The sequence below is a fragment of the Pseudomonas sp. B7(2017) genome (assembly GCF_002112745.1).
Lineage (GTDB): Bacteria > Pseudomonadota > Gammaproteobacteria > Pseudomonadales > Pseudomonadaceae > Aquipseudomonas > Aquipseudomonas ekonensis.
This window is the reverse complement of sequence record NZ_NEIP01000007.1, coordinates 134635-158479: the sequence shown is the minus strand read 5'-3', so window position 1 is coordinate 158479 and position 23845 is coordinate 134635. Positions and strand designations below refer to the sequence as shown.

The window sequence follows — 23845 nt, the reverse complement described above, 5'->3', positions numbered from 1 at the left end:
TATTAAATAGGGGTTAATTGTTTTTTGCCGAAGGCGTCTCACTTTCCTGCACTTTATTAGTGCAACCGGGCGTAGGCCGGCACCTGAACGACAGTAGGAGCGAGCCTGCCCGCGATGCGCATCCTTCAACGTGACTGCCGAGGGATCCACGCATCGCGAGCAGGCTCGCTCCTACGTTTTTTTGGGGGGGGATTGATCAGCTGCCGGTGCGGATCTTGTTCCAGACGCGGGTACGGATCCGGTCGATGTTGAGGGGCATCGCCTCCAGCGCGAACAGCTTGCCCATCATCTCGGGGCTCGGATAGACCTTGGTGTCGCCCTTGATGGCCGGGTCGATCAGACCGTCAGCCTGTTCGTTGCCGTTGGCGTAGTGCACGTAGTTGCTGATGCCGGCCATCACGTCCGGGCGCAGCAGGTAGTTCATGAACGCGTAGCCGGCCTTCTCGTCAGGCGCGTCGGCCGGCATCGCGACCATGTCGAACCAGATGGCGGCGCCCTCCTTGGGGATCGAATAGCCGATCTCGACGCCGTTCTTCGCCTCTTTGGCGCGGTTTTCAGCCTGCAGGATGTCGCCGGAGAAGCCCACCGCCACGCAGATGTCGCCGTTGGCCAGGTCGCTGGTGTACTTGGAGGAATGGAAGTAGCTGACATAAGGCCGCACCTTCATCAGCAGCGCTTCGGCCTTCTTGTAGTCCTCGGGGTTCTTGCTGTGGTGCGGCAAGCCCAGGTAGTTGAGCGCCGCCGGCAGCAGTTCCGGGCCGTTGTCGAGGATCGCCACCCCGCACTTCTGCAGCTTCTGCATGTACTCGGGCTTGAAGATCAGGTCCCAGGAATCCAGCGGCGCACCCTCGCCCAGCACAGCCTTGACCTTGGCCACGTTATAGCCGATGCCGGTGCTGCCCCACAGGTACGGGAAGCCGTGTTCGTTGCCCGGATCGTTGGTCTGCAGCGCCTTGAGCAGCACCGGGTTGAGGTTCTTCCAGTTCGGCAGCCGGCTCTTGTCGAGCTTCTTCAGCGCCCCGCCCTGGATCTGCCGCGCCATGAAATGGTTGGAGGGAAACACCACGTCGTAGCCGGACTTGCCGGTCATCAGCTTGCCGTCGAGGGTTTCGTTGCTGTCGTAGACGTCGTAGGTGACGCCCAGGCCCGTGTCCTTCTCGAAGTTCTTCGCGGTGTCCGGCGCAATGTAGTCGGACCAGTTGTAGACCTTGACCGTGTCGGCCGCGTGGCTGAGCGAGGCGACCAGCAGCAGCGGCGCCAGTGAGAGGGTTTTCTGGATCATGGGGATACCTGTGGGTGCTGTTGTCTTTTTTGTCGTGAAGCGGGCAGGCAATCAAAGATCGGAAAGTCAGAAAATCAGGACATAGGTCTTGCGCACAGTCTCCTGGATGTCCCAGACGCCGAGCGTGTTCGCCGGCAGCATCAAGGCGTCGCCGCCTTGGATGTGCAGGGTTTCGCCGCCGCCGTCGGGGGTGAAGGTGCAGCGGCCGGAAATGAAATGGCAGAACTCCTGGGCAGTGATCTGCCGGCGCCAGCGGCCGGGCGTGCACGCCCAGACGCCGGTTTCGACGCCGTCGTCGCGCTCGACGCTGGTGGTCGAGGCGACCGCCACCGGCGTGCCGAGGGGAACGGCCACCGGGTTGGATTCATCCAGCGGCATCGTGGCGGTGTTTTTGAATTGGGTGATGCTCATGGGGCTACCTGTCTTGGGATTGAGGCTGGGGTTCAGTGCATGAAACCTTCCATGAAGCCCGCCACCCGGGTGGCCAGCTTGCGCCGCCAGGGCGCGGTCGCCGGGTTGGCCAGGGTCTGGTCTTCATGGACGAAGCTCTTGATGATCGCGTTGTAGCCCAGCCACCGGCACGGCTCCGGCTCCCAGGCGCGCAGCGCGTGGATCCCGCCGTCCGGCAGCACCCAGGGCTGGCGCACCAGCTCGCTGTCGCGCTCCAGGATCAGGTCGGCCAAGGTGCGCCCGCCCAGGTTGCTGGCGCCGACGCCCTCGCCGCCGTAGCCGCCGGACAAGGCGATGCCGTTGGCGCGATCGCAGAGCATGTGCGGCTTGAAGTGCCGGGACATGCCGAGGTTGCCGCCCCAGCCATGGGTGATCTGCACGTTTTTCAGTTGCGGGAACAGCTCGCCGAACAGATAGCGACGCAGCTGCACTTCATCGCGGGTCAGGTCGAAGTCGTGCCGCAGCCTGCCGGCGAACCGGTAGCCGCCCCGGGCCCCGAAGATCAGGCGGTTGTCGGCGCTGCGCTGGCCGTACGTGACCTGGCGGCTGAACTCGCTGAACGCCTGGCCGCCATTGAGGCCGATCTCGTCCCAGACCGCCGCCGACAGCGGTTCGGTGGCGACGATCAGGCTTTGCACCGGCAACTGATAGCGGCCCAGCGGCGGCAGCGTCACCGAATAGCCCTCGACGGCCGGCACGATCCAGCGGCTGCGCACGCTGGCCTTGTCGGTGCGCAGGCTGCCGGCCTGCCAATGGGTGACCGGACTGTTTTCGTAGATCTTCACGCCCATGCGCTGGACGGCGCGGGCCAGGCCGCGCACCAGTTTGGCCGGGTGAAGGGTCGCCACGTGGGGGGCGAAGATCGCGCCGTACGGCTTGGCGATCCGCAGCTGCTGCGCCAACTGCTCGGGGCCGAGCCAGCGGTAGTCGTTGTCGCTCAGGCCCTGGGCGTGCAGCTTGTCGAGGTACTGGCGCAGGCTCGCCACCTGTTCCGGGTAACGCGCGGCGCAGTACAGCACACCGCCCTTGCGGTAATCGCAGTCGATGCCTTCGCGCTCAAGAACGACTTCCACTTCGTCGGGAATGCTGTGCAGCAGGTCGTAGGACGCCCGGCGCTCTTGGGGAGACAGCCCGGCCAGCAAGCGATCCTCGCCCAGCAGGTTGCCCATCAGCCAGCCGCCGTTGCGCCCGGACGCGCCGAACCCGGCGGTCTGCGCCTCGACGATGGCGATGTCCAGGCCCGGCGCCAGCCGCTTGAGGTAGTACGCCGTCCACAGCCCTGTGTAGCCGGCGCCGATGATCGCCACGTCGACGTCCAGGTCCTGCTCCAGCGCCGGCCGCGCGGTCAGCGGCTCGTCGAGCTGGTCCATCCATAAACTGATGTTGCGCCACGCCGGCATGCAAGACTCCGCCAATCAAAAGGTCGATGGCGGCGATCCTAGTGGCTGGACTCAAGGGCTGTCTTGCGCGCGTGCCCGCAAAGAAATTTGTTTGGCGTAAGCCTTGGGCGACTGCCCGGTGTGCTGGCGAAAGCAGCTGTAGAACGCCGACAGCGAGTTGAAGCCGGCAGCGAAGGCCCGTTCATCGATGCGCAGCGGCGGCGTGGCGGTGTCCAGGCCCCGCAACACATGCTGCAGGCGGGCCTGATTGACGTAGCGATAGAAGCTTTGCCCCAGCACCTGGTTGAGCAAGTAGGAAATCTGGTTGCGGCTGTAGCCGCACTCCTTCGCCACCCGCTGCAGGTCCAGTTCCGGGTCGAGGTACGGTTGCTGGCGCTGGAAATAGCTTTGCAGGTCATCGGCCATGAAGCTCAACTGGCGCGGCGACAACCCCAGGCGGCTCGCCGCCGGGCGCCGGTTCGACGCCTGGGCCGCAGCGGCCGTTTCCCGCACCAGCGAGGCGTATTCGTTGACGCGCCAGATCAAGCCGTCCTTGACGGTGATCGCTTCGCTGGAGCGGAACGACACCAGGCCGCTGCCGCCGCGCAACGTCACCTCGTACTGAATGAACGCCGTGTTGCCGTCGATGCGGATCCGGTCGCAATGCTCCAGCGCTTCGTCGGATTCGCGCGGCATGCTGACCCGCACGTACTCGCGCAGTTCATCGAGGCCGAGCACACGGTTCTGGAAAAAGTCGTTGTACTGGATGGCCGGATGGTAGAGCGCCATCACGCTGTCCAGATCCCGGCGCTTCCAGCTCAGGTGATAGCGCATGACCGTTTCGCGGGTGGCCGGGGACTGCTCCGGGCCGTCGTCGTCGGCGTGCATAAGGGTCTCTGCCAAAAGCACCGAGCTTGCCCAACTTCAGGCGCCCGGGCAATGACCGGACCGCGGCGGCACTTCGCCGGCCACAGCCGTATGGTTCGTGACTTACATCAAAATAATCCGAGCAATCGCCAAACGGCCTGAAAATTCTCACAGGATTTTCACATCCAGGTGCTACTTTTAATGGCACCCACCGGTTGAGCCAATGAAGGCTCTTCCCACCTACCCTGAGCAAACGGAAGCGCTCGATGAAGAAGGCGGGCAACACATGAATAGAGCCTCAAGCAAAGTCACCTTTCCCAATGCTTGCCAGCTGATGCGCTGGCATTTTCATCCCATGGGATTCGAGGCGAAGATGGACGCACCGGGCAGCATGATCGCCCGTCTGTTCGACCGCGCCAGCGGCGAAACCCTGATCGCGATCGCGGGCATTCCCTGCGCCACCGTGATGAACGCTGCGGATGTCGAACGAATAATCGAGGCGGTCGAGGATGAACTGGACGCGTTCACTCCTCCGGAATCGTTGAGAAGTTACGCATAACCACATGATCCATAAAGAAAAAGCCCGCTAGCGATAGCGGGCTTTTTGTTGGTCGGTCGATTCAGGCGGTCTTTTTCTCCGGGCGCCGGTCGGCGAAGAACGGCTTGCCCCCATCGACCCTGTCCGATGCCCGCGGCATGTTCACCGCTGGCCCGTCCTGGGGCTCGACATACCAATAGCAGTGACTGACCGCACGGGTGATACCGACGTAGGCCAAGCGCAGGATCTCATCCTTTTGCGCACTGTCGTACGGCTCGCCGTCGCCGGCCTTGCCCAGGCCAGCCATGCGGTAGACCTGGTTCTTGTAGGGGGAACTGGTCAAATGCTGGCAGTCTCCCAGCATGAACACCGCGTCGGCCTGCAGGCCCTTGGCGCTGTGAAAGGTCAGTTGCTTCAGGCGCCGGGCGTCGTACGGCAAGCTAGAATCCACATTAACTACGAACTGAATATGCTGTTCAATCAATGACTTATCGCTACTTTTTCGATACAGCATCAAGATCGAATCGCCTTGCCGGTAGTGCTCCGCCAAACGCTGGGCCAATGCGGCGTCATCGCGCTCCATAACATTGACCGGCCGCAGTTCGCCGGCCTCGCCGCAGGCCTTGGCCTTTTTCCCGGGAATCGCCGGAGCGGCCCGCACCACATGCTCCGCCGCATCGATGATGTGCTGGTGGCTGCGGTAGTTCTCGCTGAGCATCACCCGCGTGGTGGCCGGCGACGGGAACTCGGTGGTGAAGGCCATGAAGTAGCTCGGCGAACTGCCGCGCCAGCCGTAGATGGACTGCCAGTCATCGCCCACGCACAGCAGCGACGAGCGTTGCGCCCCGCGCCCGACATGCATGGACGGCCCGCGGCTGCGGATCTCGCCCAGGCTGGCGCGGATCCACGAGACGATCTGCGGCGAAACGTCCTGAAACTCGTCGATCATCAGGTGCGACATCGGCCGCAGCAGGTCATCGCCGAGCAGTTTGAGGTTTTCCGGCGAGTGCTCGCTGAACAGCGCGAACATGCGGTTGTAGGTCATGACCGGCGGCTTCTGATCCAGCAGGTGATCTTCCAGGGCGCGCCAAAACAGGCTCAAGGCCTCGAAGAAGAACCGGTCGGGGTCGTCCTTGGCGAAACTCATGCGGCCGACCGCGTCCGGCACGTCCAGCCCCAGGTTCTCGATGAAGCCGGCGGCGCCGACGAAACAGTCGAGCAGCGGTGCGGAAGCCAACTCGCCTTTGACCTTGTAGTCGAAGCCGGGGCCTGCGCTCGCATCCCCCGCCAGCGTGGCCAGAACCCGCTTCGACATTTCGTAATTGTCCAACCAAATCAATGGTTTACGACAGAAAGCTTGAAACAGGGTGCGTTTCACGGCCCACTCGGCGCGCACCGTCAGCTTGGCGCCCGGCCGGCAGGTCTGGGGGTTTTCGCCGGCGTCGAAGCCGAGCACGACCCAGGCATCCAGGCTCGGGATGTAGCCGTGGCAATGGAAACGGGCACCGTTGATCTCGAAGGTCTGGCGGTTCGGTTCGATCCCCTTGATCGGCCAGGCCCCGGCCCGGAACCACAGATCCTCGATCACGTCGCACAGCTCTTCATCGCGCTTGGCGGCCAGTTCGGTCACCGCCACGCGCTTCTGCACGTCCGGGTGGTCGCGCTCCAGCTCCTTGAGCTGCAAGGCATGCCGCGACAATGGCTGGACCAACTGACGGAAACGCTCATCCTCGGTGTACAAGCGGTGGTAACAGGCATTGAGCCGCTGGCGCTGGGCCTCGTTGATGCGCAGGTCGAACGGATTGCTGTCTGCCTCGTCATCGCCGCCCTGGGGCCGGTTGCTGAGGTTCTCGAAGGCCTGCAACCGCTCGAACCCCGGCAGGCTGCGCACCATCGGCAGGATGAGCGAGTGGAACGTGCGCACCAGGTCGCGCGCCTGCTTCTGCTCCAGCGGCCGCCCCCACAGGGCGAACAGTTCGATCAGCTTCCTGATGAAGTCCCGGCGCGATTCGCGGGTGAACGTCACCACGGTCATCGAGTCGAGCTCGAAGCCCAGGTAATGGGTCAGCAGCAGGATCCGCAGCACCAGGGTCGTCGACTTGCCGGCGCCGGCACCGGCCACCACGGACGTCGACGGCGTGTCGCTGAAGATCATCTTCCACTGCGCCGCGCTCGGCTGGGCCTGGGCCGGCAGCAGGCGCGCCACATCGGCCTTCATCCGCTTCTTCAGCTCCGGGGTGAGCGGCAGGCGCCAGTCGTCGAACAGGTGATCATCGATGGACGGCGGCCGATGTTCGGTGCTGCGGCTGTCACGGATCAGTAGGACCTGGCGGCCCTCTTCCAGTCCGTCCTGCCGGCCTTCCTTATAGCCGTACTCGACGCCGGCGGTGTGGCCGCTGCGAAAGCCGTCGGCCTGGCCGTGCAGCCACGACGACCGGTGCTGGGCGCGCAAGCGGGTCAGGCCGTGCCCCAGGAAACGGGCGGCCAGGCGCTTGAACCACGGCATCTCGGCCAAGGGGCGAAGTTCGGGAGGAAGATCGGGGGTGTGCTGCGCCACGCTGACGGACTCCGGCATCTGAAACGGTTGAGCGCTATGGTGTCTGGAATTGCTTTCGAGTTCTAGCGAAATGCTTGCGCGTCATGGGGTTAGACGACGAATTGAAGGCTGGGTGAGACCGTTTCGAGGATCATAAACATCGATCGATTCGATTGTTATGGCGCACTTTTTACGCTTTTTATCGATGACTCCCTGATAGATGATGCCCGTCATCCCCCGCTGCTCCGGGAACCTATCGAGGATCACGACCATGCTTGAACTCCGACCTTTCAGCTCGCTGGGCGGCGCCCACCACGGCTGGCTGGATGCCCATCACCATTTTTCGTTCGCCGAGTACTACGACCCTCAACGCATGAGCTGGGGCAACCTGCGCGTGTGGAACGACGACATCATCGCGCCCGGCACCGGCTTTCCCACCCATCCGCACCGGGACATGGAAATCATCACCTATGTCCGTGAAGGCGCGATCAGCCACCAGGACAACCTGGGCAACAAGGGCCGCACCGAAGCGGGCGATGTGCAAGTGATGAGCGCCGGCACCGGCATCGCGCACAGCGAATACAACCTCGAAGCGGGCGACACCAAGATCTTCCAGATCTGGATCCTGCCGACCGAAACCGGCGCGCCGCCCTCCTGGGGTGCCAAGCCCTTCCCCAAAGGCGAGCGCGAAGGCTTCGTGACGCTGGCCAGCGGCAAGGACGGCGATGACCAGAGCCTGCGCATCCGCGCCGATGCCCGCCTGGTGGCCGCCAACCTCAAGGCCGGCGAAACGGCGGAGTATCGCCTGGACGCCGGACGCCGTGCCTATCTGGTGCCGGCCACCGGCCTCATCGAGGTCAACGGCGTGCGCGCCCAGGCCCGGGACGGCGTCGCAGTGGCCCAGGAACAGGTGTTGACGGTCACGGCCATCGAAGACAGCGAGGTCGTCCTGGTGGACCTGGCCTGACGGCCGAACACGCAGGCAAAAAAAAGGGGCGACCGTAGTGGTCGCCCCTTTCTGTTTCACACCGACCTCTTCAGTGCCTGACCCACCGCTTTCGCGGGCAAGCCCGCGCCCGCAGAGGCCAGGGTGCAGCAGGATCCGTGGTCACTTCGCGCTGATCGCACCGTCCACCAGGGTCTGCGCCTCGGCCACCAGTTGCTTGAGGTGGTCGTCGCCGATGAAGCTTTCGGCGTAGATCTTGTAGATGTCCTCGGTGCCCGACGGACGCGCCGCGAACCAGCCGTTTTCGGTCATCACCTTCAGGCCGCCGATGGCCTGGTCGTTGCCCGGCGCGTGGCTGAGGATGCTCTGGATCTTCTCGCCCGCCAGTTCGGTCGAGGTGACCTGCTGCGGCGACAGCTTGCTCAGCAGCGCCTTCTGCTCAGGGTTGGCCTTGGCGTCCACGCGTACCGAGAACGGCTCGCCCAGCTCGTCGGTCAGGGCACGGTAGGCCTGGCTCGGATCGCGGCCGGTGCGGGCGGTCATTTCGGCGGCCAGCAGCGAAGGGATCAGGCCGTCCTTGTCGGTGCTCCAGACGCCGCCGTCCTTGCGCAGGAACGAGGCGCCGGCGCTTTCTTCGCCGCCGAAGCCGAGCGAACCGTCGAACAGGCCGTCAGCGAACCACTTGAAGCCCACCGGCACTTCGTACAGACGACGGCCCAGACGCTTGGCGACGCGGTCGATCAGCCCGCTGCTGACCACGGTCTTGCCCACGGCGGCATCGGCGCGCCATTGCGGACGGTTCTGGAACAGGTAGTCGATGGCCACGGCCAGGTAATTGTTCGGTGCCAACAGGCCACCGCTCGGGGTGACGATGCCGTGACGGTCGTGATCCGGGTCGCAGGCGAACGCCACGTCGAAGCGTTCCTTGAGGCCGATCAGGCCTTGCATGGCGTGGCTGGAGGACGGGTCCATGCGGATCTGGCCATCCCAGTCGACAGTCATGAAGCGGAAGGTCGAGTCGACCTGCTTGTTCACCACCTCCAGGTCCAGACGGTAGTGCTCGGCGATCGCCGACCAGTAGCGCACCCCTGCTCCGCCCAACGGATCGACGCCCAGGCGCAGCTTGGCTGCGCGGATCGCGTCGAAGTCGATGACGTTGATCAGGTCGGCCACGTAGGTGTTGACGTAGTCGTGGCGGTGGGTGGTGTCGGCCTTGAGCGCTTGCTCGTAGCTGATGCGTTTGACCCCGGCCAGCTTGTTGGCCAGCAGTTCGTTGGCCTTGGCTTCGATCCACTTGGTGATGTGGGTGTCGGCCGGGCCGCCGTTGGTCGGGTTGTATTTGTAGCCACCGCTTTGCGGCGGGTTGTGCGACGGGGTGATGACGATGCCGTCGGCCAGACCGGACGTGCGTCCGCGGTTGTAGCAAAGGATCGCGTGGGACACCGCCGGGGTCGGCGTGTATTCGTCGCCGGCGGCGATCATGACGGTCACGCCGTTGGCCGCCAGCACTTCCAGGGCGCTGGCGCCCGCCGGGGTCGACAGCGCATGGGTGTCGATGCCGACAAACAGCGGCCCGGTGATGCCTTGGGCTTCACGGTACAGGCAGATGGCCTGACTGATGGCCAGCACGTGCCACTCGTTGAAACTCAAGTCGAAGGAGCTGCCCCGGTGCCCGGAGGTGCCGAACGCCACACGCTGGGTGGAGACCGATGCATCCGGTTGACCTGTGTAATAGGCCGTTACCAGTCGCGGGATGTCGACCAACAGATCTGTCGGTGCCGGTTTGCCCGCAAAAGGACTGAGTGTCATGCAAAACCTCTGAGAGAGAGTGGTTCAGGAAATACCGCGCAGTTTACTGGCACTTCGACCGCAGTGCGATGGGATCTATCCTGACAACATTTAATGTTTTTTCCGCTCACCGCAGCGGCGCCAGACGCAGCGCATCCGCCAACAGCCCTACCGTGCCCGAGGCGTCCCGGGCATCCAGGCCGAGGGGGCTCAAACGCAGGTGCTGGGCATGCAACCCTTGCAGACTGAACAGCTCTCCAGGCGCGATCACCACCTGCTGCTTGAGCAGGCGCCGAAAGACGTCGCGCATGTCCACCGGGCGCTTGGCGCGCACCCAAAGCGTCGCCCCGCCCTGGGGCTCGACCACCTGCAGGCTCTCCCCCAGCCGCTCGCGCAACAGCTCGACCATGGGCGTGCGGTGCTCTCTCAAGCGGCGGCGCAACGACTCCAGGTGCTGATCGAGCCGCCCACTGTCATACAAGCGTGCGATCGCCTTCTGGCGGATAGGCGACAGGCGGAACGAACGCAACAGGAAATGCCGCTGCAGCTCCGTGCGCCACTGCCGTGACAGCAGGTAGCCGTACGGCGCCTCCGCACCGATGAACGTCTCGAAGCAGGAGAACACCAGCAGGCGGTCAGGGTCGAGCAAGTCGCGCAGGCGCAAGCGGTCGAGGCCTTCGTCGAGTTCGCTGTAGCAATCGTTCTCCAGCACCCAGGTGCCGTGCCGGGCCAGCAGGCGCGCGATGGACTGCCGGTTGTCCGCCGGCACTTGGCTGCCCCGGGGCATGCTCAACCCGGAAGACAACAGGATCAGCGCCACCGACCGGGTCTTGAGCAGATCCTCCAGCCGCTGCGCATCGAGCCCGCCTGCGGCCTGCAACGGCAACTCGATCACCTGCACCTGCGCCGACTGCAGCAGGCGCAGGATCACCCAGTCGCACGGCGACTCGACCACCAGGGTGGCATGCCTGAGATCCAGCACGGCGATCAGAATCTCCAGCACCCCGCGCAGGTCGGCGCCGACGTACACGTCGTCCGCGTGCCAGCAGTGCCGGTGCGACGTGGTGTAGCGGGCCGCCACGGCTGCCCGCAACTGCTGCTCGCCGCAAGGAGGCGCCAGCCACTGCGACGGCCGGGGATACTGGCGCAGCAGCTCCCGCTCAAGCACCAGCAGCGGGCTGTCCAAAGGCTGGATCGACGCCGGCTCGTCACCGCTCAGCACTTTCATGCCCGGCCAGCGGGCACTGACATAGACGGTCTCCAGCAGGTCACGGTCGTCGTCCGGCGACGGCACAGACGAGACGGCGCGGGCGAAATAGCCGGACTTGGCGACCGAATACACCCGCCCTTCCTTCTCCAGCAGCGAGTAGGCGCACTGGATGGTCGATATCGACACGTTCAGACGGTCGGCCAGTTGCCGCAGGGACGGCAAACGGATGCTTTCATCCGGGCCACAGCCGGCCATCAGTCGGGTCAGGTAGCGGTACACCGCCTGATACGCAAAGTCGGTCTCCCGCCGCGCCTTCATGGGCGCCCGCCCGGCGCGATCCAGTCATTGTCGTGTGCGCCGCCCATCCTAACGTTCCTGGGAGCGGTCGCCCCCGAACGCGTCGTCACTCGTCGGCGACGCCGTTTCAAGCGGCCGCTGCGGGAACGCCGGGACGGGCTCCATGGCATACAGCCGGCCGATGAGCCTGACGGGCAATCCGCTGACCTCCGTCATCCACTGCAACACCTGCTCCGGTGCGTGCAGGCCCTGCATCGCGCGATGCAGATCCGGAATCGCCACCAGCATGCCGGGGTGGCAGGCCCGCAGGAAACGCTCAAGGCCTGCGCCGCTGTGGGTGAACGGCGCAAACAGCAGGCAGACGATCTGGTTTTCGTTGAGCCCGAAACGCGCCTGCAGGCCGGCCAGGGCCTTTTGCCTCAACTCTTCATACCCCTGGGGCTTGGCGAAGGTCGCGGCCAGATGCTCACAGACCGGTTCCGGCACCTGTCGGCGCCGCATGGCCGCCAGGCTGCGCTGCACAAACGCCTGGACGCCGGCCTCGTAGCTGTGCCCTTCCACGAACTGGGCCTGGAGGCCGCACAGGTAAGCGGCCACCAGCGGATCCGGGCATTCGTCGTCGAACAGCGCCGCGGACCATTCGTCCGCCTTGAACCCGAGGAACTCGCTGAGCAGCGGCCAACGGTCATCGAGCTTGGCGACGAGCATGTCGTGGACGTCGATGAACACCGTGCGCCGGCAGGCCTCGAACTGCCCTTCCGGACGCCAGGGCATGCGCTCGGGCTCGGTGTAGAGCCGGCGGTAGCAGTCGCCGTCGAGGCCGTCGAGCAGCGCGAACAATTGATCGTAGCTGCCCGAGTTGTCCGCCAGCGGCCCGATGCCGACCTTGCGCACCGCACGGTCCAGCCCGTCGATGAAGCGCCTCTGGCGCGCGGCGGAGTCGCAGCCGGCCAGCACATCGACGCCGTTGTTCCAGCGCGCCACCTGCCCATGGAACTCCGCCGTCGCCAGGTAGCGGTCGTCCCACAGCTCCAGCGCCTCGTTCCAGGTCCGGCGGTGCCCCACCATCAGCAGATTGATGCGGTTGGCCTCACTGCCGCCTTCGCTGATGGGCGCCTGGTGATCGAAAGGCATCACCTCGCGGTGATCGACCATCAGCAACTCGACCCGCGGATCGTCGCAGAGAAACAGCGCGGCATGGCTGCGGTGCATGTTTTCGAGCGCGGCCAGGTCATTGCCTTCATAGCGCAAGGTCGCCACCCGCAACTGAAAGGTGGCCGGCGCGCGCCCGGCGATGCTCAACTGAGCGGCCCGCAGCATCGCCAGGGCGTAGCAACTGTCACGGGTGCCGGTCTGGACGGCCAGCACCTTGAACTCGCCGATGCGCTCGCTGCCGCCGGCCGCGACGACGAGCCGTTGAATAAGAAGTTGCAGCGCCGTGCGTTCTGCGCGGGAGAAAAAACTCAACAAGCGTTGCAGCACTTGCTGGTAGACATAATTCATTGCCTGATCATGGATTGTGCTCATCGGTCTCTTACCCGGTGCAGAAAAGTTTCATACCCCGCCGCCAAACTCAGTGGCACGGAATAATGGATCACTAATAAATAGACGCTGAATCCTAACACTTAAGATTTCGTAGTTATTTGAAACACTTGAGTGCCGCTCACCCCATGAAACCAGCACAGGCCAAGGGCCGCAAGGGTTTTCCGGAAGCAAAAGAGAGTCCTAGGAAACTTCTTACGCAGTCCCACAAACAGTGACCACAAGAAATAAAGAATGCTTTTTGCAACCCGCCTACAACTTTTAAACAAGAATCGGCATATCGCAAAAAGACAAACAAGAGTATTCGCCCAGAAAAAACAGAATGCACAGCCATGGCTCATTCCTTGAGATGAAAGTAATCATTCAATTATCAGGGCTTGAAGGACGATTAGAAGATACAGATCCCAGGCAAAAACCGGTTCAGTTGCTGAACGGTTGCGGGCAGACGCCGGTGAGAGTCCGGCCAGGGGCGTGAAGCAAAGGAAGGAGTCCGTGGCGGCACGGACTCCTGGGCTTGAAGATCAGGCCGTTTCGACCTGCAGGGCCACGCGTTCGCGGCAAGGGCACTCATCCATGTAGCGGTGGGCCTCGACGAACTGGTCGAACGGGAACACCCGGGTCTTGAGCGGCACCAGCACGCGGTCGGCGGTGAACTGGTTGATGTCGCGCAGGGCCCGCTGCAGCGCGTCGCCGTCCTGCTTGATGCCCAGCTCAGGCTTGCCGGTGAAGTTGCCGATGCAGTGCACGAAGAACTGGATGTTCTTCTGAAAGGCGGCACAGGCCGGGAACGGCGTCTGGTTGCCGCCCTGCAGGCCATACAGCACCAGGCTGCCGCGCGGCGCCAGCACATCGCCGAGCAACGACATCTGCGGACCGCCGAGGCCGTCGAACACCATCTCGACGCCACGGTTGTCGGTGATCTTGTTGACGCGGGTCAACAGGTCTTCCTCTTCGGTGACGATGACCTTCTCGGCCCCCAGCGACAACAGGTATTCACGCTCTTCGGCCGTCTTGGTCGCGGCGATCACCTTGACGCCCAGCGCCTTGCCCAGCTGGACAAAGGAAGGCCCCGCGCAGTGGCTGGCGTCGGTGACCAGGGCGAACTGCCCGGGCTTGACCCGCGCCAGGTCCATGTAGGCGAAATAGGCGATCAGCAGCGGCGTGTAGTGGACGCTGGCCTCGATCGGCGTGAGCACGTCCGGATAGCGGGTCAGCGCGGTGCGCGGCATCACGATCAGCTCACCGTAGACCGGGTAGTCGTTGGGGCTCTCGGCCGGGAAGCTTGCGACCTTGTCGCCCACCGCCAGGTCCTCGATGCCTTCGCCGACGGCCGTGACCACGCCGGCCATTTCATGGCCCAGGCCCGAAGGCAGGCGGGCCTGGGACGACGCCAGGTTCTGGCGCCACAAGGTGTCGTACCAACTGATGCCGATCGCCTCGACGCGCACCTGCACTTCGCCAGGACCTGGCTGAGCGGCCGCATGCTCTTCGCACTTGAGCACCTCGGCCGGACCAAACTTGTGAAAACGGATCGTGCGGGACATCGCAAACCTCGTCAAAGTAACCTCTAATGCCCTGAACTCTATCTGGGCTTTCCGGCCAAGACCATCAGCGGCCATTAATAGTCGACATGCCTGTCATTGATTCCGCAGCATGGGCGGTATTGGCAGAATCCATGAGCGTAAGACCGGAACCCGCTCAGTAAAGCTCAATTTTCCGGTGCAGAGTACCAGCCTTTCCCCGTACTATTCATGCCGGCCATTGTTCTCATATGGTCGCTCTCGTCAAGCTTGATGACTCTGCCAGGACTCCAGATGAATCGTAATGACCTGCGTCGTGTCGACCTGAACCTGTTGATCGTTTTCGAAACGCTGATGCACGAACGCAGCGTGACCCGCGCCGCGGAAAAACTGTTCCTCGGCCAGCCGGCCATCAGCGCCGCGCTCTCGCGCCTGCGTGGCCTGTTCGACGATCCGCTGTTCGTGCGCACCGGCCGGAGCATGGAACCGTCCGCCCGCGCCGTGGAAATCTTCGCCCTGCTCTCCCCGGCCCTGGACTCGATCTCCACGGCGGTCAGCCGTGCGGCCGAGTTCGATCCGGCCACCAGCACGTCGGTGTTCCGCATCGGGCTGTCGGACGACGTCGAATTCGCCCTGCTGCCCATGCTGCTCAAACGCCTGCGCGCCGAAGCACCGGGCATCGTGCTGGTGGTGCGCCGGGTCAACTACATCCTGATGCCGAGCCTGCTGGCGTCCGGCGAAATCTCCATCGGCGTCAGCTACACCACCGACCTGCCGGCCAACGCCAAGCGCAAGGTGCTGCGCCGCAGCCAGCCGAAACTGCTGCGCGCCGACACCGTGCCGGGGCCGTTGAGCCTGGACGACTACTGCGCGCGCCCGCACGCATTGGTGTCGTTCGCCGGCGACCTCAGCGGCTTCATCGACGAGGAACTGGAAAAGCTCGGCCGCAAGCGCCACGTGGTGCTGGCCGTGCCGCAGTTCAACGGCCTGAGCACCCTGCTGGCCGGCACTGACATCGTCGCCACCGTGCCGGACTACACCGCCGACGCCCTCACCGCCGCCGGCGGCGTCCGGGCCGAAGACCCGCCACTGCCCACCCGCACCTTCGAACTGCACATGGCCTGGCGCGGCTCGCAGGACAACGACCCGGGCGAGCGTTGGTTGCGGTCGAGGATTCAGATGTTCTTCGGCGATCCGGACAGCCTCTGAACACCCTCCATCACTCCTCCCCAGCCTCCAGCCCCCTGGAGGCCGCCCACGTTTTCAAACCTCGCCAAAAACCGCCGGCCGCCACCGCGCAAGCTGGCGTTCAAGCAGCGCGGCCAGCGCCAAGAGGCGCTGTTCCTTCCAGTGAGGGCCGATGATCTGGAGGCCGATCGGCAGGCCCAGTTCCGGGTCGAGCCCCACCGGCAGCACCACCACGGGCGAACCGGAGAGGCTGAAGGGGAACACGTAGCCGTACCGTGAGCGGCCGTCCAGCGATTCGCCCGGCTTGAACGCGACGTCCGGGAAGACCGGGCAGATCAGCACGTCGTGGTCGCGGAAGAAACTGCTGAGGCCGCGGCGGAAGGTATTGATGTAGGCCAGGTCGACCTTGAACTGATCGACGCTCAGTTCCGTCTCCCTGCTCGCCTGCACCAGGCCCTCCAGGCATGCCGAGAATTTGTCGCGCCCAAGGCTGGGCAGGAATTTGTCCCAGGCCCGGGCGGCATCGCCACCGGAAAGGAAGATGTTCCACAGGCTATCGCAGGCCTGCTCCATGCCCGGCGGCGCGACCTGGCTCACTTGCCCGACCTGCGGCTCCAACAGGCCGGCGACCCGTTGCAGCGCATCGCGCACCGAAGCGCGCACCGTCACGCCCGGCAGCTCATGGAACAGCGCGACCCGTGCCTTGGCGAGGGGCAGGTCATCCTCGAACGGTACGTCGACGGTGTCCGGGTCATGGCCGTCCGCCCCGGCGATCAGTTGCCCCAGCAGCTTGATGTCATCCACGTAGCGCCCCATGACGCCATAGGCCGATGTCATGTGGATCAGGCCGGTACGCTCCACCGGGTATTGTCCGGTCAGGGGGACACGGCCCTGGGTCAGCTTGAACCCGCACACGCCGTTGAAATGCGCCGGGATGCGCAGGCTGCCCCCGGCATCCGAACCCAATCCTGCCGGGCTGCAACCTGCGGCGATGCCGGCGGCTTCCCCACCGCTGCTGCCGCCGGGGCTTCTGGACAGGTCGAAGGGGTTGAGGGTGCGTCCGTACAGGAAGTTTTCCGTCTCGAAGGACATGCACAGCTCCGGGACATTGGTGATCCCCAGGATCAGCGCCCCGGCCTCGCGCAGCCGCCGCACCACGGTGGCATCGGCCGGGCTCGGTGCGCCGTGCCATTCGGGCATGCCGCAGGACATCTTGAAGCCCTCGACATGGCAAACGTCCTTGATGGTGATGGGCACGCCATGCAACGGCCCCAGCGCCTCCCCCGCCGCGACCCTGCGGTCCGCCGCCTGCGCCTGTTCGAGCAACCGGGCCGGATCGGCCGGCTGGACGATGGCGTTGATCGATCCGTTGCGCTCGGCGATGCGGCGCAGATAGAACTCGACAAGCTGTCGGCTGGTGACGTGTCCCTCACGAATGGCCCGTGCCATCTGGGCAATACTCAGCGCGTCAAAGTCCGTCATGAATGGCTTCCGTAAAAACACTGTTTGAAGGGTGCGGCGGGCATCGCCGGTGCCGCCATGGCGCCCGCACGGCGGGTCGGATGGGGCGAGCGTGCGCAAGAATAGGGGAAAAACCGGCCGTCACAAAAACCGGGCCACCCAGCCGACCGAACGTCGCGCATCGGGCAAATGCCCGTGTTTGCTGGGCGAGAAAACCGAACTGATTTTTTTCTCTTTTTTGTCCGCCAAAAGAGAAATAAAAATCCCGAAGCCTTTGTCATGACGGCAAAAAAAGCAAAAAACCTCTCACGCGGATTCAGATAATAGAGCTACAACACTTGCCGCCGGCAGCGGTTCACATGTCGGCGGCTCATAAATACTCAGGGCTCGCCTTATCGGACCGTGCCCCTGCCAGGATGGAACCTCTTCTCGCAACTTCTGCCCTTCTTCGATCATGCCGCTGCCTCATCAGCGAACGGCATCGGGCAACGTTGTCTCGCGAAAAGGCGCCACACAAGGAGTGGACATGCTTCAAAGTAAAGTCTTCAGGTACTCGTACTGGGATCTTGCATGCTGCCTGGTGATTCCGTTCCAGATCGCCGTCTATTGGCTGCTGGCCCTGAACTACGAACACCTTTCCCTGATCGCGCTGCTGGCCATGGTGCCTGTGCTGTTCGCCTTGTCCTTGCAGAATGCCGGCGCCAACCATAACCACTACCACACCCCGTTCTTTCGCATCCGCTGGATGAACACCCTGGTGCGGATGGGCTTTTCCATGACGGAAGCGCCCAAGACGCCCTACAACATCGGGCACGGCATTCACCATGTCACCCACCAGTCGTGGAACGACACGTCCATCCTGCGCATCCTCGGCCTCAAGCGCTCGTTGCCCGGGCAACTCGTCAACTTCGGCCTGTTCGTTCTCGAATCGGTGGGCCTTAAGTATTTCGTCCTGCTGATCCTGCTCAAGCACTGGCCCCTGGAACGCGTCGCGGCGCTGGCCTCGCCCGACGACCCTGAACTGGGTGTCCGGGCGCTGAAGAAACTGCTGGAGCCGTCGAAGCTGAAAGCGGCGAAGTACGACCTGGCGGCCTGGTTCCTGTTCCGTCTGGTGCTGTGCCTGACCGACTGGCAGTTCTTCTTCTTTTATTTCATCCCGGTCACCTACCTGATCGACAGCCTGCGCCAGGGCGAGAACTACTTCCAGCACTGGGGCGCCACCGACCCCTTCGACCCCAAGCGCGACTCGGTCAGCTGCTACGGCAAGCTCTACAACTGGCTGACCTTCAATCTCGGCTACCACCAGGAACATCACTACAAGCCGGGCGTGCATTGGCTGAAGCTGCCCGAGCTGACCAAGGACCTGCCCAGCGACCGCCATACCGTGCCGTACTCGCACTACCTCAATGCACCTTTGATGTTTCCGCAACGCTCGGCCCAACTGAGGGCAGAGCGCGCCGCCCAGGCGCCTCAATGAGCTGAAGGCGGCCGCGCGCCGCCGTACCACGCTCCTCAACGAAACCGCGAATTCTTCAGAGTCGTGACATGGACAAGTCCCCGATGCACACCTTCGCCACCCTCCTCGATGTCGTCCGGTTCAGGGCCTCGCCAGGCGAGCCGAGCGCCGAACGCCTGGCGTTCACCTACCTGGATGACGGGGACTCGGTCAGCGGCTCGCTGACCTACGCCCAACTGGACCACAAGGCCCGCAGCCTCGCGGCCCACCTGCAGCGCCTGACCCGCCCGGGCGACCGGGTGCTGCTGGTGTATCCGCCGTGCCTGGAATACATCATCGCGTTCTATGCCTGCGTCTATGCCGGTGTCATCGCGGTGCCGGCCCTGTCGCCGGCCAACGCCAAGACCCTGCCGCGCCTGCAACTGCTGGCGGTCGACTCGCAACCTGCCCTCGCCCTGACCCTCGACAAGGTGTCCGGCGCCCTTGACCGCATGACGGCGGACAGCGAGGCGGACTGCCCGCTGACCGGCCTCACGTGGCTGGCCAGCGACACCCTGGACGATGCCAGCGAGCACTGGCAGCACCCGCCGACCGTGGCGAGCGACATCGTGTTCCTGCAATACACTTCCGGCTCGACCGGCGCCCCGAAAGGCGTGATGGTCAGCAACGCGAACCTGTTGGCCAACGTCGAACTGTCGAAGCGCACCTACGGGATCCGCGAGCAGGATGTCTTCGTTTCATGGCTGCCCCCGCATCACGACTTCGGCCTGATCGGCGCCATCATCCTGCCGGTCTACCTGGCCAGCCACTGCGTGCAGTTCCCGCCGGCGGCGTTCGTGATGCGCCCGTTCCGCTGGCTGAAACTGATCGCCGACTACCGTGCCCGGGTCACCGGCGGGCCCAACTTCGCCTTCCAGCTGTGCGTGCAGCGCATCAGCGCGGCGCAGAAGCAGTCCATCGACCTGAGTTGCCTGGACATCGCGGTCAACGGCGCCGAACGCATCCGTCCGGCGACCTTGCGCTCGTTCGTGGAAGCGTTTGCCGAGTGCGGGCTGCAACCGCAGTCGATGATTCCCGCCTACGGCATGGCGGAGTCAGTGTTGCTGGTGAGCGCCAACACCCGCACTGCCGCCGGGCAACTGCCGAAGATCCGCAGCATCAGCAAAAGCGCCCTTGAAAGCGGCCGGGTGGAACCTCAGCCGCACGCCGCGGACGCCGTGGAAGTCGTCGCCACCGGCACCGTGGTCACCGCCGACCACCAACTGGCGATCTTCCATCCGCAGACCGCCGTCCGGCTCGGCCCGGAACAGGTGGGCGAAGTCTGGATCAGCGGGCCGTCGACCGCCCGGGGCTACTGGCGCCGCGAAGAAGAAAGCCGCGTGTTTCACACCCGCGCCACGGATGACGATGCGCGCTGGTTCCGCACCGGCGACCTGGGTTTCGTCAGCGAGGGCGAGCTGTACATCACCGGTCGCCTGAAGGAAGTGATGATATTCAGCGGCCGCAACATCTACCCCCAGGACATCGAAATCACGGTCGAAGCCCTGGATCCGGCATTCCGCGCCAACGGTTGCGCGGCCTTCTCCATCGAGGACGGCGAGTCCACCCAGTTGGTGGTGGTGCAGGAGCTGGAAGCGCGGCATCAGCCCGACACCGACACGCTGGTGGCCCGGTTGCAGGCGGAGCTGGCCGAGCGGCATGAGGTCTTCGACCTGTCGGCGCTGCTGCTGGTCAAGACCGGCGCCATTCCCCGCACGTCCAGCGGCAAGATCCAGCGCACCCGCTGCCGACAGCTGTTCCAGGATGCTGCCATCAAGACCGTTTGGGCCTGGCACCGGCAAGACCGGGCCGACGACCAGGAAGCCCAGGACGATCCGGCGCTGGCCGACATCGAGGCGGCGCTGTCGGCGATCTGGCAAGCCACGCTGGATCGGCCGGAGATTTCCAGCAGCGACAGCTTCTTTCAGTTGGGCGGACACTCCCTGCTGGCCACGCAGATGATGCTGGAGGTGCGCAAGCGGTTCGACGTCGAACTGCCGCTGAGCACGCTCTTCCACTCGCCGACCCTGCGCGCCATGGCCCGCGCGATCGCCAGCGCATCGGCGCATTCGGCCCCCGCCCTGCCCGCCATCGTCCGCGCAACGGGCAACGATCCGTTGCCGTTGTCCTATGCCCAGCAGCGCTTCTGGTTCCTCGACCAATACCAACCGGAAAACCCGTTCTACTCATTGCCCTTGGCGTTGGACATCGAGGGCCCGGTGGATCCGCAGGTCGTCCAGCAGGCGCTGGACACGCTGGTGGAGCGCCACATGCCGCTGCGCACCCTGTTCGACAGCGAAGGCGGTGTGCTGCGGCAACGGATCCTCCCGGCGCTGCACATTCCCCTTGAGCGGATCGACCTGAGCCGACCGGCCGACATCGACGACGCCATCCGCCGCGAAGCCCACCGCCCCTTCAACCTCTCCCAGGGGCCGCTGATCCGGGCGTGCCTGCTGCGCAGTGCGCCGCAACGGCATGTGTTGTTGCTGACCCTGCACCACATCATTTGCGATGGCTGGTCGAGCCAAGTGCTGGAGAGGGAGTTCCTGGCGATCTACGACGCGCTCGCGCGCGGCCATGCCGTCGCGTTGCCGCCGCTGGCCATCGACTATGCCGACTACGCCGTCTGGGAGCAGCAGCACCTGAGCGGCCAGTGGCTCGAACAACGCCTGGCGTTCTGGCGGGAACACCTGTCGGGCGCGCCGACCGCGCTGGATCTGCCGACCGATTTTGCGCGTCAGGACGGCCACACCCAGGAAGGCGCGGTGAAAACGGTCGAGGTGCCGCCGGCGCTCGCCCGTCAGCTCGAAACCTTCGCGCAGCGCCATGACGCGACGCTGTTCATGGTCTTGCTCAGCGCCATGACGGTGCTGCTGCACCGCATGACCGGGCAGGATGACCTGTGCCTCGGGGTGATGTCCGCGAACCGCCCGCAAGGCACCGAAGGCCTGGTGGGCAACTTCATCAACGTGGTTCCGCTGCGCAGCCGTGTGCCGGCCGACGCGTGTTTCGCCGCACTGCTGGAAAGCACCGCGCAGCGCTTGCTGAGCACCTACGACCAGCAGATTCCCTTCGAGCTGATCCTCAAGCATCTGGCGCCCTCCCGGCAGGCGACCGGCACGCCCTATGCCCAGGTGGTGATGAACTTCCACAGCGAACTGGCCCAGACCCCGCCACGCCAGGCCGGCCCGGAGGACCGCCGCATCAGCCTCACCGGTCATCACGCCGGCAGCATCCACCACGCCGCTTTCGAGCTGAAGATCGAAGTGCACAACGCGGGCGGCCGCCTGGAACTCGCGTGCGAGTACAACACCGGGCTCTACAGCGCGCAGAGCGTCGAGCGCCTGCTGGATCACTACCTCCTGTTGCTCGACGGCGCCACCACCCGGCCGCAGGTGCCGGTCGGCCACCTGCCCCTTTTGCGCGACAGCGAGAAGCAACGGCTGACGCAGCAATGGAACGACACCGCCAGGGACTACCCGACGGGGAAAACCCTGCACGCCCTGTTCGAGGCGCAGGCCGAACGCAGCCCCGACGCCATTGCCCTGGTCTTCGAGGGGCAACAGTTGAGCTACGCCCAGCTCAACGCCTCGGCCAACCAGTTGGCCCACCACCTGGTCGGCTGCGGGGTCACGCCTGATTCGTTGGTCGCTTTGTGCCTGGAGCGCGGCCCGCAAATGGTCATCGGCCTGCTGGCGATCCTCAAGGCCGGCGGCGCCTACGTCCCCCTCGACCCGCACTACCCGGCCGAACGCCTGGCCTACATGCTCGAAGACGCCAAGCCTGTGGTGCTGGTCTCCGAGGAAAGCCTGCGGCACTGCCTGCCCGCACATGCATTGCCGACCCTGTGGCTGGACACCGATCAGGCACTGATCGCCAGCCAGCCCACCGCCAACCTGCAGCGCGGCGACGCCCAATGCCTGGCGTACTGCATCTACACCTCGGGGTCGACGGGCCGTCCGAAAGGGGCGATGAACAGCCATGCCGCCGTGGTCAACCGGTTGCTGTGGATGCAGGAACAGTACGGCCTGTCCAGCGATGACCGGGTGCTGCAGAAGACCCCCTTCGCCTTCGATGTCTCGGTCTGGGAATTCTTCTGGACGCTGCTGCACGGTGCCCGGCTGGTCATCGCCAAGCCCGAGGGGCACAAGGATCCGGCCTACCTGATGGAGGTGATCCAGGCCCAGGGCGTGACCACCCTGCACTTCGTGCCCTCGATGCTGCAGGCCTTTCTCGCCGCCGGGAACGCCCCGCACGCCAGCCCGTTGCGTTTGGTGTTCAGCAGCGGCGAGGCGCTGCCCGTCACGGTGGCCAACCAGTTTCTCGCCCGCTACCCGCAAGCCCGGCTGCACAACCTGTACGGCCCCACCGAAGCGGCCGTGGACGTCACCTACTGGCAATGCCAGCCCGACTATCGCCACGCGCTGGTGCCGATCGGCCGGCCGGTGGCCAACACGCGGATGTACATCCTGGACGAAGCCCTGGCGCCCGTGCCGGTCGGGGTCATCGGCGACCTCTACATCGCCGGGGTGCAGCTCGCCCGTGGCTACCTGGGGCGTCCCGACCTGACCGCCGAGCGCTTCCTGCCCGACCCGCACGGTGCCGACGGCGGGCGCATGTACCTCACCGGGGACCGCGGGCGCTACCTGCCTTCGGGTGATATCCAGTACCTGGGCCGCAGCGACCATCAGATCAAGATCCGCGGCTTCCGCATCGAGCTGGGGGAAATCGAAAACGCCCTGCTCGACTTCCCCGCCGTGCGCGAGGCCGTGGTCGTGCCCCGCGACGATGCCAGCGGCGCCCCCTGCCTGGTGGCGTTCGTCGCCGCCGACGCCAGCGAGGCCGACAGCGCCCGTTTGCGCCAGCACCTGGCCAAGACCTTGCCCGACTACATGGTGCCGAGTTTCTTCGTGGTGCTCGATGCCCTGCCGCTGAACGCCAACGGCAAGATCGACCGCCAGGCGCTGCCGGCCACGGACGTGCGCCTGGCCTCTTCGGACGAACGCTACGTCGCGCCCGGCACGGCCACCGAAACGGCACTGGCCGAGATCTGGCAAGACGTGCTGAAGGTTCCCCGGATCGGGGTCAACGACAGCTTCTTCGAGTTGGGCGGGCATTCGTTGCTGGCCACACAGATCCTCGCCAGAACCCAGGCGCTGTTCGCGCTGAGCCCGCCGCTGAAGGTGCTCTTCGAGTCGCCGACGGTGGCGGCCATGGCGGCCTGGCTCGACGCCCAGAAACGCACGCCGCGCGCATCGGCACCGCCGATCAAGCGCCTGGCGCGCAACCAGGCCGTCGACTGAGCAATGCCTTGAACGCCGATCCGGGCCTTGGCCTCGCCCGCCA

General features: G+C 64.8%; 16 protein-coding genes. 5 read left to right on the top strand and 11 right to left on the bottom strand.

What is annotated here, in order from left to right; all coding sequences use genetic code 11:
- Positions 1-196 precede the first annotated feature (196 nt).
- From CAG29_RS15590 to CAG29_RS15575, 4 genes are all read right to left on the bottom strand, one after another.
- Positions 197-1282: a polyamine ABC transporter substrate-binding protein gene (locus tag CAG29_RS15590; RefSeq protein WP_085632482.1), complete on the bottom strand. Its 1086-nt coding sequence runs from the start codon at positions 1280-1282 to the stop codon at positions 197-199.
- A gap of 66 nt (positions 1283-1348) precedes the next feature.
- Positions 1349-1693, bottom strand: a complete 345-nt coding sequence (locus tag CAG29_RS15585; RefSeq protein ID WP_085583147.1) for a cupin domain-containing protein — start codon at positions 1691-1693, stop codon at positions 1349-1351.
- A gap of 32 nt (positions 1694-1725) precedes the next feature.
- Complete coding sequence (locus CAG29_RS15580) at positions 1726-3132, bottom strand: FAD-binding oxidoreductase (protein ID WP_085694739.1); 1407 nt, start codon at positions 3130-3132, stop codon at positions 1726-1728.
- Positions 3133-3183: 51 nt separating this feature from the next.
- Positions 3184-3999, bottom strand: a complete 816-nt coding sequence (locus tag CAG29_RS15575; protein ID WP_085583151.1) for an AraC family transcriptional regulator — start codon at positions 3997-3999, stop codon at positions 3184-3186.
- A gap of 265 nt (positions 4000-4264) precedes the next feature.
- Here CAG29_RS15575 and CAG29_RS15570 point away from each other — a divergent pair, with 265 nt between their 5' ends.
- On the top strand, positions 4265-4537 hold the full coding sequence (locus CAG29_RS15570) for a DUF1652 domain-containing protein (RefSeq protein ID WP_085583289.1): 273 nt from the start codon (positions 4265-4267) through the stop codon (positions 4535-4537).
- A 61-nt stretch (positions 4538-4598) separates the two neighbouring features.
- Here the strand turns inward: CAG29_RS15570 and CAG29_RS15565 are convergent, their stop codons facing one another.
- Complete coding sequence (locus CAG29_RS15565; protein WP_085694806.1) at positions 4599-7073, bottom strand: UvrD-helicase domain-containing protein; 2475 nt, start codon at positions 7071-7073, stop codon at positions 4599-4601.
- An 81-nt stretch (positions 7074-7154) separates the two neighbouring features.
- Positions 7155-7325, bottom strand: coding sequence for a hypothetical protein (locus CAG29_RS28515; protein ID WP_170930376.1), 171 nt, complete (start codon positions 7323-7325; stop codon positions 7155-7157).
- On the opposite strand from CAG29_RS28515, the gene CAG29_RS15560 reads away from it, so the two are divergent.
- A complete protein-coding gene (locus CAG29_RS15560) occupies positions 7324-8019 on the top strand; it encodes a pirin family protein (protein ID WP_085583153.1) in 696 nt (231 codons plus the stop codon). The two genes, CAG29_RS28515 and CAG29_RS15560, sit on opposite strands and share 2 nt — an antisense overlap.
- 141 nt (positions 8020-8160) lie before the next feature.
- Here the strand turns inward: CAG29_RS15560 and pgm are convergent, their stop codons facing one another.
- The 4 genes from pgm to CAG29_RS15540 all read right to left on the bottom strand — a co-directional run bounded on the left by pgm (position 8161) and on the right by CAG29_RS15540 (position 14379).
- Complete coding sequence (pgm, locus tag CAG29_RS15555) at positions 8161-9807, bottom strand: phosphoglucomutase (alpha-D-glucose-1,6-bisphosphate-dependent) (protein ID WP_085632478.1); 1647 nt, start codon at positions 9805-9807, stop codon at positions 8161-8163.
- 106 nt (positions 9808-9913) lie between these two features.
- Positions 9914-11314: an aminotransferase class I/II-fold pyridoxal phosphate-dependent enzyme gene (locus CAG29_RS15550; protein WP_085694738.1), complete on the bottom strand. Its 1401-nt coding sequence runs from the start codon at positions 11312-11314 to the stop codon at positions 9914-9916.
- Between the two features lie 48 nt (positions 11315-11362).
- A complete protein-coding gene (locus CAG29_RS15545; RefSeq protein ID WP_085694737.1) occupies positions 11363-12820 on the bottom strand; it encodes a hypothetical protein in 1458 nt (485 codons plus the stop codon).
- Between the two features lie 536 nt (positions 12821-13356).
- Positions 13357-14379 (bottom strand): zinc-dependent alcohol dehydrogenase family protein, encoded by a 1023-nt coding sequence (locus CAG29_RS15540; RefSeq protein WP_085583161.1) that lies wholly within the window; start codon positions 14377-14379, stop codon positions 13357-13359.
- Between the two features lie 270 nt (positions 14380-14649).
- On the opposite strand from CAG29_RS15540, the gene CAG29_RS15535 reads away from it, so the two are divergent.
- Positions 14650-15564, top strand: coding sequence for a LysR family transcriptional regulator (locus CAG29_RS15535; protein ID WP_085583163.1), 915 nt, complete (start codon positions 14650-14652; stop codon positions 15562-15564).
- A gap of 54 nt (positions 15565-15618) precedes the next feature.
- Here CAG29_RS15535 and CAG29_RS15530 read toward each other — a convergent pair whose 3' ends face one another.
- Positions 15619-17025 (bottom strand): amidase, encoded by a 1407-nt coding sequence (locus CAG29_RS15530; protein ID WP_085632470.1) that lies wholly within the window; start codon positions 17023-17025, stop codon positions 15619-15621.
- Positions 17026-17530: 505 nt separating this feature from the next.
- Here CAG29_RS15530 and CAG29_RS15525 point away from each other — a divergent pair.
- Together CAG29_RS15525 and CAG29_RS15520 are read left to right on the top strand one after the other, a co-directional pair.
- Positions 17531-18481, top strand: coding sequence for a fatty acid desaturase (locus CAG29_RS15525; protein ID WP_085632468.1), 951 nt, complete (start codon positions 17531-17533; stop codon positions 18479-18481).
- A gap of 68 nt (positions 18482-18549) precedes the next feature.
- Positions 18550-23802: a non-ribosomal peptide synthetase gene (locus CAG29_RS15520; protein WP_085694736.1), complete on the top strand. Its 5253-nt coding sequence runs from the start codon at positions 18550-18552 to the stop codon at positions 23800-23802.
- Positions 23803-23845 lie beyond the last annotated feature (43 nt).